Origin of the sequence: Sphingomonas aracearum, assembly GCF_003345355.1 — a bacterium.
GTDB classification, from domain to species: Bacteria; Pseudomonadota; Alphaproteobacteria; order Sphingomonadales; family Sphingomonadaceae; genus Sphingomonas; species Sphingomonas aracearum.
Genome location: NZ_QQNB01000005.1, coordinates 105231 through 120456 on the forward strand (window position 1 = coordinate 105231; position 15226 = coordinate 120456).

Here is a 15226-nt window from a genome sequence, read left to right on the forward strand (position 1 = left end):
ATGAGTGACTGGTCGCTGATCGGCGTCCGCTTCGCGCTTTATCTGACGCTGGCGGCGCTGTTTGGCCTCTCGGCATTCAGCCTCTACGGCTTGCGTCTGCGCGAGCGCGGCAGCGCGCTCGCGCTTCGCCCATGGCTTGTTGCCAGCGGCGCCCTTGGCCTGCTGTTCTCGGCCGCCTCGGTTGTGATGATGGCCTCGTCGATGGCAGGGACGCCTGTCTGGCCGGTTGACCATGAAGCGGTCACCGCGCTGCTCACGGGGTCTGCCATTGGGGCGGCATGGAAGCTTCGCATGGTCATGCTCGTCCTGGCGACCGTCGCGGCAATGTTCGTGGCCGGCCGCACCGTCTGGCTAAGCGCCGTCGCACTTTGTTCAGCGGTCGCTCTCGCGACGCTCGCATGGACCGGGCATGGCGCGATGGATGAAGCTGCCATGGGCTGGGCTCATCTCATCGCCGACATCCTTCATCTGCTTGCCTCGGGTGTGTGGGTTGGCGCGCTGCTTGGGCTGGTCCTGCTCGTTTCCCGGCCCGCGGCGCGCGTCGACGCGGCGCACCTCGGGCTGACCCATCGAGCACTGCACGGATTCGGCGTGGTCGGAACGATCGTGGTGGGAACGATCGTTCTTACCGGTCTCGTCAACGGATGGATGCTGGTCGGCGTCGGCAATCTCACCATCCTCGCCACAACGCTCTACGGCCAGCTCCTGCTCGCCAAGTTGCTGCTGTTCGCCGCGATGCTGGGGCTCGCCTCCCTCAATCGCTTCCGGCTAACGCCGGCTTTCGAGCGGGCAATCGCCGTTGCCGATCAGAGGCGCGCCCTTGGCGGGCTTCGGGCGAGCCTCGGGATTGAGACTGCCTGTGTTGTCGCGATCCTCGCGCTGGTCGCCTGGCTTGGAACACTCGCTCCTCCTGCATCGGCGATGTGATGCACAGCCGGGGCACCCTCGTGCTTCCCGGCTTGCCAGGCTCCCACGCCTGATGGATCAATCGATCCTCCTCGACGAAACGGGCAGGATGCTGGCCGTGACAGGCCTGATCTGCGTCGTGCTGCTTGTGCCGATGATGATCATAGGGCTGATCATCAGCATCATTCAGGCGGCGACCTCGATCAGCGAACAGACATTGAGCTTCGTCCCCAAGCTGATCGCGTTGGGAGTGTGCCTAGTTGTATTCGGAAGCGCGGCAGTAGAATTGCTGACGAAGTTCACCGGCGAGCTGTTCGCCGTGATCGCGCGAATGGGGCAGTAGACCCCGCAATGCGCGGGCGGTCGGACCACCCGCGCACGCGCGGCCTAGGCTGCCATTCTGTCGCAAGCGTCGGCGCACCTGCGGCACGCCGCAACGCACTCCTCCATCCCATCGAGCCCTTCGCAGCTCGCTGCACATGCCCGACAGATCTCGGCGCACTCACGGCAAATATGCTGATGGTGAGTGGACTTGCGTGCCATAAAGTCGATCGCGACGGCGCAAATCTGTGCGCAATCGAGCATGATCTTGAGGTGCTCGGGCGCGGCGTGCTGTCCGCCCATCTCGAGGCAGTGGTTCATCGCCATATGGAGACAAGTCACGTGACATTCGTGGCAGGCGTCCATGCACGCCTTCATGTCAGGGTCGATCTGGTGCATCGGTCTTTCTCCGTCTGAGCCCCCGCCCACCCTTATGTACGCACCCTGCGCGAAAACCCCTTGTCGCCGGCTTCCTGCAGCGTAGCTCAGCACTACATCGTCCAGCGGCCGAACAGCGTCGCGAGAATGATGCCGCCCGCCAGCATCAACAACGTCAGCACCGTCATAGCCACGATCTGTGCGCCGGTGACTTCGGGCTCCATCGCCATGCTTTCCACGGTCTTGGCTCCGCTATGTCCTACCCCATGTGTCATGCCCGGCATCGCGGTCAGGGCGCCCTCGGCCGCCATGTCGTGCCCGCCATGACCGAGTGCCCGCACCGTGCCCATTCCGTGCTTCAACCGGACCCCGACAAGCCAGAGATTGACGGGGTAGGCGATTGCAAAGCCTACAAGCGTCGCGAGCGACATGACGCCCCAGAAGCGAAGCGAGCTGGCGTGCATCGCCGCCATGTCGCGGCTCATCAGCATCACCATCGTCGGGATCATCCCTGCCATGACGGCATTCATCGAAAGCCACTCGGGGATGAAGGACATGCGGAGCGCGCCCCAATAGGAGCCGCCCGCCATGTCGCGCATGAACAGCGCCTGGAAGATGAGCAGGCCGAACGCGAAGCCGAACACATATTCCGCCATCACATCCTGCCACATCGGCAGGCCGAGCGCTGTGGTGATCGCAGCCGCGGCGATGACGCCCGTAGCGTCCCCTGCCAAGCAATGGATCGACGAGCCGAACGCCTGCTTCCACAAGGGGCGAACGAAGTCTTCATGCCGCTGGTTGAGCGGCTCCTGGCACGACAGGACATAGGCCGCGGCCATGATTGGGCCGCCGTAGAGCGTGACCAGAAGCCACCCCCACTTCATCACCTTCAGCTCGGGGTTACGCGTGAAGGCATCCCACGCAACGTAGGCAACGGAGAGCGCCGTCAGCACGAACCACGCGACCAGCACTGAGTCGAGCCAGGGGCTCGGGGGCGGCATCGTCACGGCAGCACTCCTCTACATGCTAGAGGATACGCGGCTCTCCGGATCATCCCTTGCGCGGAGCGGGCTAGGCGAGCTTGCTGGAAACGGCCTTGATCGCTTTCAGTCCCGATCCGAACCGCGCGATGGCCTCCCGGTTCTTCTCCAGCTCGCCATAGGGCAGGTAGGATATGTCGAGGTCGGCTACGCGGCTGAACGCGGGGCGCTGCAGTTGCGCACGCACATCTGCTTCGCGCGCATCGGGCGCCACAAGGAACAGCCCTGCTGTCGCGTGAAGGTCACTACCGCTCAACGCCAAGTCCAGCATCCTGACGATGCCGGAGTAGATGGACGTCGAATGCTCCACCTCGAACGCCGCCGCGACGTGATCGCCGCCCCGTTCAAGCCAAAGCACATCGATCAACCGGATCGAGTCCGCACCTTTTGAGGTCGCGATCGTGTCGGGCAATCGCTCGAGGCACCCGTGTCCCAGGGGCGCTCCGGCAAAGCTCCGGCTGCGGTCATTGGCCGCAATCCATACATCGTAGCCTAGCGCGAGCCCCAGATCGCGAAGCCAAGCCTGGATCTCGGTATGGGTGCGCTCGTTCTCGCCATCGCGCTGGGCCGCCTTGCTAAGTGTGCGCGCTTCCTCGCGCGCTGCTTCGAGCCGCGTGCTCCAATCGCCGATCTCGGCGCCGTCCAGGGGCGGGGCCGGATAGCGCTTCGAGCCCACGTCGAACAGCAAGCCCCCGATGGCGCCCAAGTCATTGGACAGGAGGTCGCGGTGCCGGTCGTTGAGGTCGAGGATGCCTGTTCGCATCGCCAGGAAGTGCTCCCAGCTTCCCAACTTCACGTTCGCGCCGGTGAGCGCGTTATAGCCGTTCACGATGGCGGTGTTGAAAGGCGGCACCAGCGTGGGATGAAGGAAGTAGAGGAGGTTCGCGACCGCCGGTCCAAGCCCCTTGATCTTCAACCGATCGATCGCATGGATATGGCCGATGATCTCCTCGGCAGTGTCGCAACACGAGCACGCGTCGAGGAGCCGCCCGAAAGCCCGCTGATTGTCGGGATTCTCGTATATGTCGGGGATGCGGAGCTTCGGCTTCCACAGGAAAGCGTGGTCGGCACCTTTGAAGATCTGGCGCTGTTCGGCAACAGAATGGACGACGGTTTCAAGAGAAGAACCACGATAGGCGACCCCGAACGTGCCCCGCTCGATCTCGCCCACAACCTGGGTGATCCCGCGCCGGATCGAGCGGAAGTTCTTCAGCCGCTCATCCCACAGGAACCAGCTTCGGTAAGTCGCCCCCGGATCGTCACGCCAGCGGGCAATTAAGCGGCGCACCAGGCCGTCATGGTCGGTGCCAGTAGAAAGACTGTCGATCTGCGCTGCCATATGTCCCCGATTGCCCCCGGCCCGCGTTTGGCGAGCTAGTAATAGACCTAAGCTGCGGCCCTTATGGCGTCGAGGGTGTAGAGCTGGCCCCCGCAATATGAGGGCAACGCCGCTCCCGCGCGTAGATTCAACATACACGCCAGCGGTGCCGACAGGGCCTTGACCCTAACACGGTGTCATACCCTACATGCTCTCGGGTCGAAGGAGTCTTGCCATGAACGACCCTCATTCCCATTCCCAAGCCGGGGGTTGCGGCTGTTCGAAGCCTGCGCCTGAATCGGTCTCCACGCCCTCATCCTGTTGCGGGGGCGGCTCGGCCGCTCCCGCAAAGATCGAGCACGAACATCATCACACCGAAGCGGGCGGCTGCTGCTCGGGCAGTAAGGACAACGATGCCGCAGCAGCAGTGATCGACGCGGTGTGCGGCATGACGGTCGATCCCGCAAAAACGACACACCATGCCGAGCACGCTGGTCATGCCTATCATTTCTGTAGCGCAGGGTGCCGGAGCAAGTTTGTCGCCAATCCTGACGCCTATCTGAGCGATAAGCCGAAACCGGAGCCGATGGCGACGCCGGGGGCGATGTGGACGTGCCCGATGCACCCGCAAATTCGCCAGGAAGGGCCGGGAACTTGCCCAATCTGCGGCATGGCGCTCGAACCCGAAGAACCGTCGCTCGACGATACTCCCAACCCTGAGCTGGTCGACTTCACGCGCCGACTGTGGGTGGCGGGCGCGCTCACGATCCCGCTGCTCGTCGTCTCGATGTTCGCGGAGATGTTAGGCCTGCATGTGGTTAGCCCTGCGGCCTCGCCTTGGGTCCAGCTCGCACTCACCGCGCCGATCGTGCTGTGGGCGGGCTGGCCGTTTTTCGAGCGGGGGTGGACATCGCTTCGTACCCGCCATCTCAATATGTTCACACTGATCGCGATCGGCGTAGGTGCCGCCTTCCTCTATAGCGTGGTCGCGACGCTCGCGCCGGGCATCTTCCCAGCGACCTTCCGCACGCATGGGAGCATGGTTCCCGTCTATTACGAGGCGGCCGGCGTCGTGGTGACACTGGTGCTGCTCGGGCAAGTGCTCGAACTGCGCGCTAGGGCGGCGACAGGGCGCGCGATCCGCGCTCTCATGGATCTCGCCCCCAAGACGGCGCGACGCTTGCAGCCTGACGGTTCTGAAGAAGAAGTCGGGCTTGCCGACGTGGCAACCGGTGACCGGCTGCGGGTCCGCCCCGGTGAAGCCATCCCGGTCGATGGCGTCGTGGTCGAGGGTCGTTCGTCGGTCGACGAAGCCATGCTCACCGGCGAACCCGCGCCGGTCCTCAAGGAAGTCGAGGCGATCGTTACCGGGGGCACCGTCAACGGGACGGGCAGCCTGGTGATGGAAGCCCGCGCGGTTGGTTCGGACACGATGCTCGCGCGTATCGTCCGCATGGTCGCGGAAGCGCAGCGAAGCCGCGCCCCGATACAGGCGGTCGCCGATCGGGTTTCAGGATGGTTCGTGCCGCTCGTCGTGCTGATCTCGATTGCGACCTTCATCACTTGGTCGCTGGTCGGCCCTGAGCCGCGCATGGGCCATGCCCTGCTTAACGCCATCGCAGTGCTGGTGATCGCCTGCCCGTGCGCGCTCGGGCTCGCCACGCCCATGTCGATCATGGTCGGCACGGGACGCGGCGCTCAGGCCGGCGTGCTGGTGAAGAACGCGGAAGCCTTACAGGGGCTGGAAAAGGTCGATACCCTTGTCATCGACAAGACGGGTACGCTCACGGAAGGCAAGCCCAAGCTGATCGCGGTCGAGACGGTCAGCGCGGTCGGAGAGAACGACATGCTCGCGCTTGCCGCGGCCGTCGAAGGCCAATCCGAACATCCGCTCGCGCACGCAATCGTCGTTGCCGCCAAAGAACGAGGATTGCAGCTCGGCACAGTCGCGGACTTTGCCTCGCAAACCGGGCTGGGTGTCAGCGCCAGGGTGGGCGGCCGCTCGGTCGTGATTGGCAATGCGGTGCAAATGAGCCGGATCGGCGCTGATCTCAAGCCGGTCGACGCCGCGGCCGATCGTCACCGTGGCGAAGGCGCGGGCATCATCCTCGTCGCGATCGACGGGGCGCTCGCCGGTCTGCTCGCAGTCGCCGATCCGGTGCGCGCATCGGCGCGCGACGCTATTGCCGCGCTTCGCAAGGAGGGCCTGCGGGTCGTCATGCTCACCGGCGACAATCGTGGGACGGCCGATGCTGTCGCGCGCGCCGTGGGCGGTCTTGATGACGTGCGCGCCGATCTGCTGCCGGAAGACAAGGCGCGTATCATCGGCGAGCTGAAAGCGAGCGGCGCAAGGGTCGCAATGGCGGGCGATGGGATCAACGACGCCCCGGCGCTCGCCGCCGCGGATGTCGGCTTGGCGATGGGAACGGGAACAGACGTGGCGATCGAAAGCGCCGGCATGACGCTCACGCGCGGCGATCTCTCGGCGATCGTGCGCGCCCGCAAGCTCGCTCGCGCGACGATGCGAAATATTCGCCAAAACCTGTTCTTCTCGTTTCTGTTCAACGGGATTGGTGTGCCAGTCGCGGCGGGAGTCCTCTACCCGGTAGCAGGCATCCTGCTGTCGCCGATGCTGGCCGGTGCAGCGATGGCGATCTCGTCGTTCACCGTGGTCCTGAACGCGCTGCGGCTCAACGCGGTAAAGCTGTGAACATCGGAGCGGCGTCGGACGCCAGCGGCGTCTCCCAACGCATGATCCGCCACTATGAAAAGATTGGCTTGGTGCCCGCGCCGCCACGGCGCGGGAGCTACCGGGACTATGCCGACGCTGACGTTCATCGGCTGCAATTTATCGCCAACGCGCGCGACCTGGGGTTCCCGATCGAGGAAATCCGCACGCTGCTGGGGCTATGGTCGGATCGCGATCGGTCGAGCGCGGAAGTCAAGACGCTGGCGGAAGCCCGCGCTGCCGAACTGGGCCGCAAGGTCCGCGTCTTGGACGCCATGCGCCGCTCGCTTACCGGGCTCGCCCAAGCCTGTCATGGCGATGATCGGCCTGATTGTCCGATCATCGAACGCTTGGCTGAATAACTTGCGCGGCTAACTTTTACTCCACTTGAGCGTGATCGTGCGTCGCACCGTTTCACGCGTTTCGCGCTGCGGCTTTGCCGCACCCCTCGATCGCCGCGCGGTTGGCCGTCACGATCCTGTCGGCCCCGACGATGGCGCGGAACGCGGTGGGACTGGCGCTCTGGATCATACGCTGCCCGGCTTCCCAGCGGGGCAAGTCGAGCGTCCGCGCCGCCATGCGCTCGGGCCATTGCCAGCTCGCCGGTGCGATCTCGCGCGCGACCAGGCCCGGCACGATCGCCCATGCGAGGATGCCGGCCGCCACCCCACCCAGGGCAAACCATAGCTGCCGATTCTTCTGGTCGGCGCGTGTCCATGCGGACCCGGCGATGGCGCGAAGATCGGCCATGATGCGGGCCTTGTCCTCGCCCGCCTTGGCGAGCGCCGCCTGATCCTCGCGCCGGGCGGCGCTGCCCGCCGCGGCGATGCGCTGCGCCATCTGCTCCGGCGTCATCGCCAGCGCCGGGGCCGCTTTCAGGAATTGGCCGATGCGCGCGACGTTCTCGCCTGCCGTGTTCACGTTCTGCTGGAGCACGCCAAGCGTCTCGGTATGGTCGGGTATGTCGATCGCCGCGCTCGGCCGCCAAGCCCTCCACGGCGCAGCGCCAGCTCGCCGCGCATGGCCTCGAACGCCTCGGCCGCGCCTGCTCCGCCCTGATCGTCCTCGTCCGTCACCTGTCGTGAGCCTGCAACCCGTGATATTTCTCCGAGTTAATCAAAGGAGACCCAACAATCACCGGACCGTTCATGCCTAAGACACCACACACGAAAGGCCCGGACGAAACCCTTTCTCTCCTCGCCGATCCCTATCGGTTCATCTCCAGGCAGTGCCAGCGCCTAGGCGCAAACGCTTTTGAATCCCGTTTCCTGCTGAAAAAGACCACCTGCCTTAAGGGGGCCAAGGCCGCCGAAATCTTCTACGATACGACCCGCTTCATGCGCGAAGGTGCCATGCCGGCCGCCATTCAGAAGACACTGCTGGGCCAAGGCGGCGTTCAGGGTCTGGACGGCGGGACCCATCGCCACCGCAAGCAGATGTTCATGAGCCTGATGACGCCAGAGCGCGTCCGGGCGCTGGCGCAGCTGTTCGAGGCCGAGTGGCGCAGGGCGGTGCCGGGTTGGACGCGAAAAGGAGAGATCGTCTTCTATGACGAGTTGCATGAGCCGCTGACGCGGGCGGTATGCGCTTGGGCGGGAGTTCCTCTTACGGACGATGAAGCCAGCAACCGCGCGGGCGAACTGCGGGCGCTGTTCGACGCCGCCGGCTCGGCGAGCCCGAGGCATCTCTGGTCACGGCTGGCCCGTCGTCGCGTCGACGCATGGGCGGCGCGGATCATTGAGGACATTCGGGCCGGGAGCATCGGCTCGGGCTCGGAGACCGCGGCTTACGCGATAGCTTGGCATCGCGACCGGCACGACGGTCTCCTTTCGCCGCACGTCGCAGCGGTCGAACTGGTAAATGTCCTTCGCCCGACCGTCGCGATCGCAGTATACATCACCTTCGTCGCCCACGCGCTGCAAACCTGTTCAGGGATAAGGGCGGCCTTGGCTCAGGAGCCGGACTATGCCGAGCTCTTCGTCCAGGAGGTCCGCCGATTCTATCCCTTCTTTCCCGCTGTGGTGGCGCGCGCGCGCCAAGATTTCGAGTGGGAGGGGATGGCCTTTCCGGAAGGGCGTCAAGTGATGCTGGACCTTTATGGGAGCAATCACGACGCAGCGACCTGGGCCGACCCCCAGGAGTTTCGCCCTGAGCGTTTCAGGGCTTGGGACGAAGACTCCTTCAACTTCATTCCGCAGGGCGGCGGCGATCACTATCTCGGCCATCGCTGTCCCGGCGAATGGATCGTCCTCGCGATCATGAAGGTGGCGGCACACCTCCTCGTCAACGCGATGCGCTATGACGTACCGGACCAGGACCTGAGCATCGATTTCGCCAGGCTGCCAGCGCTTCCGAAAAGCGGCTTCGTGATGCGCAGCGTCCACATGGGTGGCTAGCGCCGCGTGCCGTGGTGATGGTGATCGGCTCCGTCATCGACCGTTTGCGCGGAACCGGCGCGCGATGCGACATCTACCCAGACGAAGGTTGGTCCAGCAAGTCGATCACGGCGCAACTCGCCGCCCCGTCGCCTTCGCAACGGTCGATGGTCGCAGCCAGCAGGCTTTCTAGTTGCGCCAGATCCTCCATCTTAGCGCGCACACGCTCTAGATGGTGAGCCGCGATCTCGCGGACCTCACTGCATGACGCCTGCGCAGAACCGCCAAGAGACAGGATCGCGCGCACCTCGGCCGGGGAGAAGCCGAGTTCGCGCGCGCGACGGACGAACCCAAGTGCGCGGACGTGACCGGTCCCATATACCCGCCGCCCGCCGCTTGTGCGGGGTGGCGTTGCGAGAACACCAACGCGCTCGAAGTACCGGATCGTCTCGATATTCACGCCAGTCCGGCGAGACAGCTCGCCGATCGCAATGCTTTCCTCAACGCGCATATACCGCTTGCTCCTGTAGTCACTACAGGATGCATAACGGGCTAACCCGCTAGAGGCGATAGATGAACCAAGAGAGCATCCCGCGTGAAACCCTAAGCGCACCAACGTCACGACGTCGCGCCGACACGGGGCTATCCGCCCTCGGCGCGCTTGCGAGCTTAGCCGCTGTTCTAGCTGCGGCGTCATGCTGCGTCCTGCCCCTCGCACTCGCGGCGCTCGGCCTGGGGGCGGGCCTGTCCAGCAACTTCGCCGCGCTGATGCCACTAAGGTGGCCGCTAACGGCGACCTCGCTCATCGGCTTGGCTGCTGGGTGGTGGGCCTACGCGCAGCGTCGGAGGTCCTGTGCTGGGGACCGGTCCTGCACAATGCCGCTGCCCTCGCGCGCGACACCTATCCTGCTCGCGATTGGAACGGTTCTGACGCTTATCGCGTTCGCCTGGGACCTCCTAGAAGCGCCGCTGATGAACGCGCTTTCCTGATGCAGCTCACCTCAACCCTGACCTGTCCCAAATGCGGCGGGGTGGCCACCGAAAGGATGCCCACCAACGCCTGCCAGTTTTTCTATGATTGCCGGCATTGCGCGGTGGTGCTGCGGCCCTTGGCCGGCGACTGCTGCGTGTTCTGCTCATTTGGCGATGTCCCATGCCCTCCAATCCAGGAGGCGAAAGCAAACGGGACTGTGACGGGCTGCTGCGGGTGAGGCGATAGCTTCACGTTCCTTCGTGAACTGGGGTCCTGCTCGCCCAAGGTCGCGCAAGCGGAAGTTGCCTACTTCGGTCTTATTCGACCGGTTCTGACCTGCCTCAACTGCTCATTTTCGAGAGGGCATTTGAACAGGATAGCATTTCGGGCGCTTAAAAAGCCCTTGCTCCTCCAGTGGCTGGAGCATGTAACCGCAATTTGCTCTCCTGCGGACGGGGGGCTGGAGGTGGCTTTTTGACGGCCCGTGCTGAAGCAATCGGTATGTCTCGACGCTCATTAGTGGCGCGGCTGCTGGCCTGTGGAACCGGCTTGGTGCTCGGTTCTCCAACGCTCGCGCGACGGACTTCCCGGTCTGCGGGCTCGTGGAACTTTGGCGCGGCTCACCTCGAATGGGAGCCGCTGGAAGTCGGCACGGGTGATACCCTCCTTGTTTTGGCGCAAGTGGGCGGCGTGCCGGTGCGGGCGGTGCTCGACAGTGGCAGCGGCGCGTCGATCATGAGCACGGCGCTCGCGGCGAAGCTCGGCTTGAACAATGGTGAGCGGCGCATGATTAGCGGGCTGAGCGCCAAGGCCCCGGTGCTGCTGGTCCGCGACATCGACGTACAGCTCGCCCGCGAAACCCGTCGTCTCCCCTTTGCTGTTGTCGGTGATCTAGGTGCTGTGTCGGCGGCCTTCGGACGACCGATCGATATTCTCCTCGGTGCCGATATGTTCACGGGCAGCTGCATCGCGCTCGATTTCGCGAACAGGCGTATGGCGGTCGTCAAGTCGGGGACGTTCCTCGCCGGCCCTGATTGGCGCGCTGCCGCGCTCGGGCGCGGTGCCAAGCAGGAGCTGTTCATCCGGGCCTCCGTCGAGGGCCTGTCTCCCGTGCCCTTGATGATCGATCTTGGCAGCTCGGCCGCGCTGATGCTCTCGTCGGCCTATGCCCGCGATCAAGGGCTGTTGAACGGGAAGCTCGTCTCGACCGCGGCGATCGGCGGCGTCGATGGCGTGCGAGTCAACGATGCTTTCACAACCCAGAACATCAACATTGAAGGGCTTGGCGTCTCGAACGTCCCCACACTCGGGATGAGAGCTTGGCTCTCCACCAGCACGGTTGGCAATGTCGGCCTACCGCTGATCGCTCAATTCGACGTGGTATTCGATGTGACGGCCGGGTTCGTGTGGCTCCGGCCGATCGATCCTCGTCACCGTCTGCCGATGCTGAAGGATCGTAGCGGTCTTGGCCTCGCAGCTTCACCAACGGCGCTTACCGTCGTTCATGTCGCGGCGAACAGTCCTGCGGAAAAGGCTGGCTGGGCGGTCGGCGACCGGATCGTGGCGGTGAACGGCCATTCGATCGATGCGAACTATACGCGTGGGGAGCTCTGGCAAGTGCGCTCCCGGCCTGCTGGCACCCTCGTAAAGCTGACGATGGCCTCGGGTGATGTGCGCGACCTCAGGCTAGCCGACTATTACTGATCGGCTTGAGGGTGGCCTTTGCCGATCGCCTTCATGATCCGACAATCGGCCATGCGCGCCTTGGTGCAGCTCTGGCTGAGCATTGCCAACTCATCCCGCAACACCGCGAGTTGCGCCAGCCTCTCCTCCACATCCTTGAGGTGCTGAGCAGCGATAGCTGAGGCGGCACCACAATCCTGGTCCGGGTTCTGCGCCAGCCCCATCAACGATCGTATTTCGTCGACCGAAAAGCCGAGCCGGCGACCGTTGCGGATGAAGTGCAAACGCTCGATGTCGCTGGCATCATAGGTTCTACGGCCCGACGCCGTGCGCGGGGCGGAGCGCAGCAACCCGATCGACTCATAAAACCGGATCGTCGTCACTTTTGTCGACGTCTCGCTGGCGAGCTGCCCAATCATCACCGGCTTCATCATGCCATCCTTGCTAATGCGAACGTGTCGCACATTTCGCTTGCTTCTACAGCGACTGGAGGTGGTAAGGAAGGCCGCATGAATGCTTCTACCGAAAGCTGCGGGTGCCACGGGGAGCCCGCGCGCGCGCAAACCGATCCGGCCTATCGCCGTGCGCTGCTGACCGTCGTGGTGCTCAACCTCGGCTTCGGAGTCGCCGAGCTGTTCGGCGGGTTCATCGCCGATAGCCAAGCGCTGAAAGCGGATTCCCTCGATTTTCTCGGGGACGGGTCGATCAGCCTTATCGGTCTTCTCGCGCTTGCCTGGTCCGCACGGGCGAGGGCAAAGGTCGCGCTGACGCAGGGGTTGTTTCTCGGTGCGCTTGGCGTGGGCGTAATCGGTTTCGCGATTTGGCGCGCCCTGAACGCAACCGCGCCGGATGCCGAACTGATGGGCACAATCGGCGTTGTCGCGCTCGCGATCAATGTCGTGTCCGCCTTGGTGCTTGCGCGTTTCCGGGAAGGGGACGCCAATGTTCGCGCGATCTGGCTGTTCAGCCGCAACGACGCGCTCGCCAATGTCGCGGTGATCGCCGCGGCCGGTCTGGTGGCGTGGACAGGAAGCGCCTGGCCGGACCTCGCCGTCGCCGGCCTCATCGCCCTCCTGTTCCTCCACTCCGCTTATGAAATCGTCACTGGCGCTCGGCGCGAACTGGGAGAGCGGTAGTGCGTCTGCTCACCTTGATCCGGGCAATGCTCTCGCTGCGGCTGCTCGCCGCGCTCGCTGCGCTGCTGATCCCTGCTGCGGCATTCGCCGAACCCGGCGACGTGCAAACCGCATGGCGGCTGCTCGACTATATGGCCGTCGATTATGGAGGCGCGGTCGCGAACGGTCGGATCAAGAGCGCGTCGGAATACGCCGAAATGAATGAGTTTGCCGCGTCGGTCTCGACACGGCTTCAAGGCCTGCCGGCGAAGCCGGAGCGCCAAGCCCTCATTCAGCGGGCCGCCAACCTCCAAGCGGTAATCGCGGAAAAGGGATCGACTGAACAGGTGGCAACACTGGCGCACGGGCTCGCGGCCGAACTGCTGCGCGCCTACCCGGTGCCGCTCGCGCCCGATAAGGCTCCGAACCTCGTCTCCGGCCATGCCCTGTTCCAACAATCCTGCGCGTCCTGTCACGGCATGACGGGCAACGGCCGTGGCCCCGACGCCGCCAAGCTCGCGACACCCCCGATCGCCTTTACCGATGCCGAACGTGCGCGCCAGCGCAGCGTCTTCGCGCTCTATCAGGTGGTGACGCAGGGCATCGACGGGACGGCGATGCAGAGCTTCGCCGATCTGCCGAACGATCAGCGCTGGGCGGTAGCATTCCGAGCCGGGAGCTTCGCCTTCACGGACGCGCAGGCGCGCGAAGGCGAGCAGCTTTGGAAATCCGACCCGACACTTCGCCGGCGCATTCCGGACCTGAAAGCCCTGGTCGCGCTCACCCCGGCCGGGCTCGGCGCGGCAATCGGCGGCGCCAAGGCTGAAGCCGTGCTCGCGTTCCTGCGTCGTCATCCCGAACAGGTGATGCAACAGGCTCCCGGCTCGCTCGTGGTCGCCCGCGCCAAGCTCGCCGAAAGCGTGGCCGCTGCCCGGCGTGGCGATGCGCGCATGGCGAAAGAGCTGGCGCTCTCGGCCTATCTCGATGGGTTCGAGCCGATCGAACCAACGCTCACCGCGCGCGACGCGACGCTGATGGGCCGAATCGAGGGCGCCATGGGGGAGTTCCGCGCCGCGATCGACCGGGGCGCATCGCCCGATGATCTCGCGGAGAAGGTCACGGTGCTGGGCGGCTTTTTCGATGATGCAGAAGCGGCGCTCGCGCCCGATGCCGCCACCGAGGCGTCCACGTTCCTGGGCGCGTTCACGATCCTGCTGCGTGAAGGGCTTGAGGCCCTGCTCATCGTCGTCGCCATGATCGCATTCCTGCGTAAAGCCGACCGCGGCGAGGCGCTGCGCTACGTTCATGGCGGCTGGGTCAGCGCGATCATCGCGGGCGGAATCACCTGGGCGGTCGCCACCTATGCAATCGGGATCAGCGGCGCGAGCCGGGAGCTGACCGAAGGGTTCGGCTCGCTGTTCGCCGCGGTCGTGCTGCTCTCGGTCGGGATTTGGATGCACGGTAAGGCGCAAGCCGATCAGTGGCAGCGCTATATTCGCGAGAAGATGTCGCGGGCGCTCTCGGGCGGGTCGGGCTGGTTCCTGTTCGGACTCGCCTTCGTGGTCGTCTATCGCGAGGTTTTCGAGACGATCCTGTTCTATGCCGCGCTTTCGGCGCAAGGTGACAACGGGATGCTTCTCGCGGGGGCCGGGTCGGCGATTGGACTGCTCAGCCTGATCGCTTGGGCCATGCTTCGCTACAGTCGCAAGCTGCCGATCGCGCAGTTCTTCCGCTATAGCTCCTGGCTCATGGCCGTTCTGACCGTCGTGCTTGCGGGTAAAGGCGTCGCCGCGCTCCAGGAAGCCGGCCTTATCAACATCGCACCGCTCGCGGACGTGCCACGGCTGTCGATGCTCGGCGTGTTTCCCACTTGGCAATCGGTGCTGGCGCAACTCCTGATGGCGGTCGCCATTGCGGTCGGGTTCGCCTGGAACGGGCGCGACCGATCCCGCTCGGGTTCCGGCTCAGTGACCCTTGGTTCGAATTAGTGCAATGACATGAAAACCCTTCCGTGATAGAGGCAAGCTAGTGCGAGCCTTTTTGCCTTTCCTGACATGCCTGATGCTGGTCCTGACCAGCTTCTCCGGCATGGCCCATGCCGCCGATCTGGCGGGGGGAAGCATCGCGGGCGTTGAGTTCACGGTCCATACCGCCGGTGACATCGATCAGGTGCCATCGGACTCGGACAAGAATGTCCCGCATCATCACAATTATTGTCACGGACACGACGTCGGCGCGCCTGCGCGCACGACGATGGAATATACCCCCGTCCTCACAGTGCCCAAGCCGACAATCTCCGCCTCTGCGTCGCTCGACGGCCGCACCGGCATGGTCCATTTGAGGCCCCCCCAAGCCTGACGTCCGATTTGGGCGTGCGTTGGCGCGCCCT

General features: G+C 64.6%; 17 protein-coding genes. 11 read left to right on the forward strand and 6 right to left on the reverse strand.

Going from position 1 to position 15226, the window contains the following annotated elements; genetic code table 11:
* The gene (gene copD / locus DVW87_RS16970) at window positions 1-927 is read left to right on the forward strand and encodes a copper homeostasis membrane protein CopD (RefSeq protein WP_114688989.1); all 927 of its coding nucleotides are present in this window, start codon (window positions 1-3) and stop codon (window positions 925-927) included.
* 52 nt (window positions 928-979) lie between these two features.
* Window positions 980-1249 (forward strand): flagellar biosynthetic protein FliQ, encoded by a 270-nt coding sequence (locus tag DVW87_RS16975; protein ID WP_114688990.1) that lies wholly within the window; start codon window positions 980-982, stop codon window positions 1247-1249.
* A 44-nt stretch (window positions 1250-1293) separates the two neighbouring features.
* Here DVW87_RS16975 and DVW87_RS16980 read toward each other — a convergent pair whose 3' ends face one another.
* The 3 genes from DVW87_RS16980 to DVW87_RS16990 all read right to left on the reverse strand — a co-directional run bounded on the left by DVW87_RS16980 (window position 1294) and on the right by DVW87_RS16990 (window position 3984).
* Entirely contained in the window at window positions 1294-1626 is a 333-nt protein-coding gene (locus DVW87_RS16980; protein ID WP_114689004.1) for a four-helix bundle copper-binding protein, read from the reverse strand.
* Window positions 1627-1718: 92 nt separating this feature from the next.
* Window positions 1719-2606 carry a DUF4396 domain-containing protein gene (locus tag DVW87_RS16985; RefSeq protein WP_239017982.1) on the reverse strand — a complete coding sequence of 296 codons (888 nt, stop codon included), beginning with the start codon at window positions 2604-2606 and terminating at the stop codon, window positions 1719-1721.
* A gap of 70 nt (window positions 2607-2676) precedes the next feature.
* On the reverse strand, window positions 2677-3984 hold the full coding sequence (locus DVW87_RS16990; RefSeq protein ID WP_114688992.1) for a type II restriction endonuclease: 1308 nt from the start codon (window positions 3982-3984) through the stop codon (window positions 2677-2679).
* Between the two features lie 331 nt (window positions 3985-4315).
* On the opposite strand from DVW87_RS16990, the gene DVW87_RS16995 reads away from it, so the two are divergent.
* Both DVW87_RS16995 and cueR read left to right on the forward strand, forming a co-directional pair.
* On the forward strand, window positions 4316-6673 hold the full coding sequence (locus DVW87_RS16995; protein WP_420822353.1) for a heavy metal translocating P-type ATPase: 2358 nt from the start codon (window positions 4316-4318) through the stop codon (window positions 6671-6673).
* The gene (gene cueR / locus DVW87_RS17000; RefSeq protein WP_063690251.1) at window positions 6670-7053 is read left to right on the forward strand and encodes a Cu(I)-responsive transcriptional regulator; all 384 of its coding nucleotides are present in this window, start codon (window positions 6670-6672) and stop codon (window positions 7051-7053) included. Before DVW87_RS16995 ends, cueR begins: the two co-directional genes overlap by 4 nt.
* Window positions 7054-7105: 52 nt before the next feature.
* Here the strand turns inward: cueR and DVW87_RS17005 are convergent, their stop codons facing one another.
* A complete protein-coding gene (locus DVW87_RS17005; RefSeq protein WP_017980796.1) occupies window positions 7106-7627 on the reverse strand; it encodes a DUF6118 family protein in 522 nt (173 codons plus the stop codon).
* 212 nt (window positions 7628-7839) lie between these two features.
* Between DVW87_RS17005 and DVW87_RS17010 the strand changes: the two genes are divergently transcribed.
* Window positions 7840-9087 carry a cytochrome P450 gene (locus tag DVW87_RS17010; protein WP_063690254.1) on the forward strand — a complete coding sequence of 416 codons (1248 nt, stop codon included), beginning with the start codon at window positions 7840-7842 and terminating at the stop codon, window positions 9085-9087.
* Between the two features lie 73 nt (window positions 9088-9160).
* Here DVW87_RS17010 and DVW87_RS17015 read toward each other — a convergent pair whose 3' ends face one another.
* The gene (locus tag DVW87_RS17015) at window positions 9161-9577 is read right to left on the reverse strand and encodes a MerR family transcriptional regulator (protein ID WP_063690257.1); all 417 of its coding nucleotides are present in this window, start codon (window positions 9575-9577) and stop codon (window positions 9161-9163) included.
* 62 nt (window positions 9578-9639) lie between these two features.
* Here DVW87_RS17015 and DVW87_RS17020 point away from each other — a divergent pair, with 62 nt between their 5' ends.
* From DVW87_RS17020 to DVW87_RS17030, 3 genes are all read left to right on the forward strand, one after another.
* Entirely contained in the window at window positions 9640-10056 is a 417-nt protein-coding gene (locus DVW87_RS17020; RefSeq protein ID WP_063690260.1) for a mercuric transporter MerT family protein, read from the forward strand.
* Window positions 10056-10277, forward strand: a complete 222-nt coding sequence (locus tag DVW87_RS18535; protein WP_078462360.1) for a GDCCVxC domain-containing (seleno)protein — start codon at window positions 10056-10058, stop codon at window positions 10275-10277. The genes DVW87_RS17020 and DVW87_RS18535 overlap by 1 nt, the downstream gene beginning before the upstream one ends.
* Window positions 10278-10540: 263 nt before the next feature.
* Complete coding sequence (locus tag DVW87_RS17030; RefSeq protein ID WP_338056400.1) at window positions 10541-11743, forward strand: aspartyl protease family protein; 1203 nt, start codon at window positions 10541-10543, stop codon at window positions 11741-11743.
* On the opposite strand, the gene DVW87_RS17035 is transcribed toward DVW87_RS17030, so the two are convergent.
* Window positions 11737-12153, reverse strand: a complete 417-nt coding sequence (locus DVW87_RS17035; protein ID WP_004212867.1) for a MerR family transcriptional regulator — start codon at window positions 12151-12153, stop codon at window positions 11737-11739. The two genes, DVW87_RS17030 and DVW87_RS17035, sit on opposite strands and share 7 nt — an antisense overlap.
* 78 nt (window positions 12154-12231) lie before the next feature.
* Here DVW87_RS17035 and DVW87_RS17040 point away from each other — a divergent pair, with 78 nt between their 5' ends.
* The 3 genes from DVW87_RS17040 to DVW87_RS17050 all read left to right on the forward strand — a co-directional run bounded on the left by DVW87_RS17040 (window position 12232) and on the right by DVW87_RS17050 (window position 15195).
* A complete protein-coding gene (locus DVW87_RS17040) occupies window positions 12232-12858 on the forward strand; it encodes a cation efflux transmembrane domain-containing protein (RefSeq protein WP_004212870.1) in 627 nt (208 codons plus the stop codon).
* Window positions 12858-14825 carry an FTR1 family protein gene (locus DVW87_RS17045; protein WP_114688993.1) on the forward strand — a complete coding sequence of 656 codons (1968 nt, stop codon included), beginning with the start codon at window positions 12858-12860 and terminating at the stop codon, window positions 14823-14825. The genes DVW87_RS17040 and DVW87_RS17045 overlap by 1 nt, the downstream gene beginning before the upstream one ends.
* Before the next feature lie 73 nt (window positions 14826-14898).
* Window positions 14899-15195 (forward strand): hypothetical protein, encoded by a 297-nt coding sequence (locus DVW87_RS17050; RefSeq protein WP_007406840.1) that lies wholly within the window; start codon window positions 14899-14901, stop codon window positions 15193-15195.
* Window positions 15196-15226 lie beyond the last annotated feature (31 nt).

Coding starts and splice junctions, on each gene's coding strand:
- copD (WP_114688989.1), top strand. CDS start 1: ATGAGTGACTGGTCGCTGATCGGCGTCCGCTTCGCGCTTTATCTGACG.
- DVW87_RS16975 (WP_114688990.1), top strand. CDS start 980: ATGGATCAATCGATCCTCCTCGACGAAACGGGCAGGATGCTGGCCGTG.
- DVW87_RS16980 (WP_114689004.1), bottom strand. CDS start 1,626: ATGCACCAGATCGACCCTGACATGAAGGCGTGCATGGACGCCTGCCAC.
- DVW87_RS16985 (WP_239017982.1), bottom strand. CDS start 2,606: ATGCCGCCCCCGAGCCCCTGGCTCGACTCAGTGCTGGTCGCGTGGTTC.
- DVW87_RS16990 (WP_114688992.1), bottom strand. CDS start 3,984: ATGGCAGCGCAGATCGACAGTCTTTCTACTGGCACCGACCATGACGGC.
- DVW87_RS17010 (WP_063690254.1), top strand. CDS start 7,840: ATGCCTAAGACACCACACACGAAAGGCCCGGACGAAACCCTTTCTCTC.
- DVW87_RS17015 (WP_063690257.1), bottom strand. CDS start 9,577: ATGCGCGTTGAGGAAAGCATTGCGATCGGCGAGCTGTCTCGCCGGACT.
- DVW87_RS17020 (WP_063690260.1), top strand. CDS start 9,640: ATGAACCAAGAGAGCATCCCGCGTGAAACCCTAAGCGCACCAACGTCA.
- DVW87_RS18535 (WP_078462360.1), top strand. CDS start 10,056: ATGCAGCTCACCTCAACCCTGACCTGTCCCAAATGCGGCGGGGTGGCC.
- DVW87_RS17030 (WP_338056400.1), top strand. CDS start 10,541: ATGTCTCGACGCTCATTAGTGGCGCGGCTGCTGGCCTGTGGAACCGGC.
- DVW87_RS17035 (WP_004212867.1), bottom strand. CDS start 12,153: ATGAAGCCGGTGATGATTGGGCAGCTCGCCAGCGAGACGTCGACAAAA.
- DVW87_RS17040 (WP_004212870.1), top strand. CDS start 12,232: ATGAATGCTTCTACCGAAAGCTGCGGGTGCCACGGGGAGCCCGCGCGC.
- DVW87_RS17050 (WP_007406840.1), top strand. CDS start 14,899: ATGCTGGTCCTGACCAGCTTCTCCGGCATGGCCCATGCCGCCGATCTG.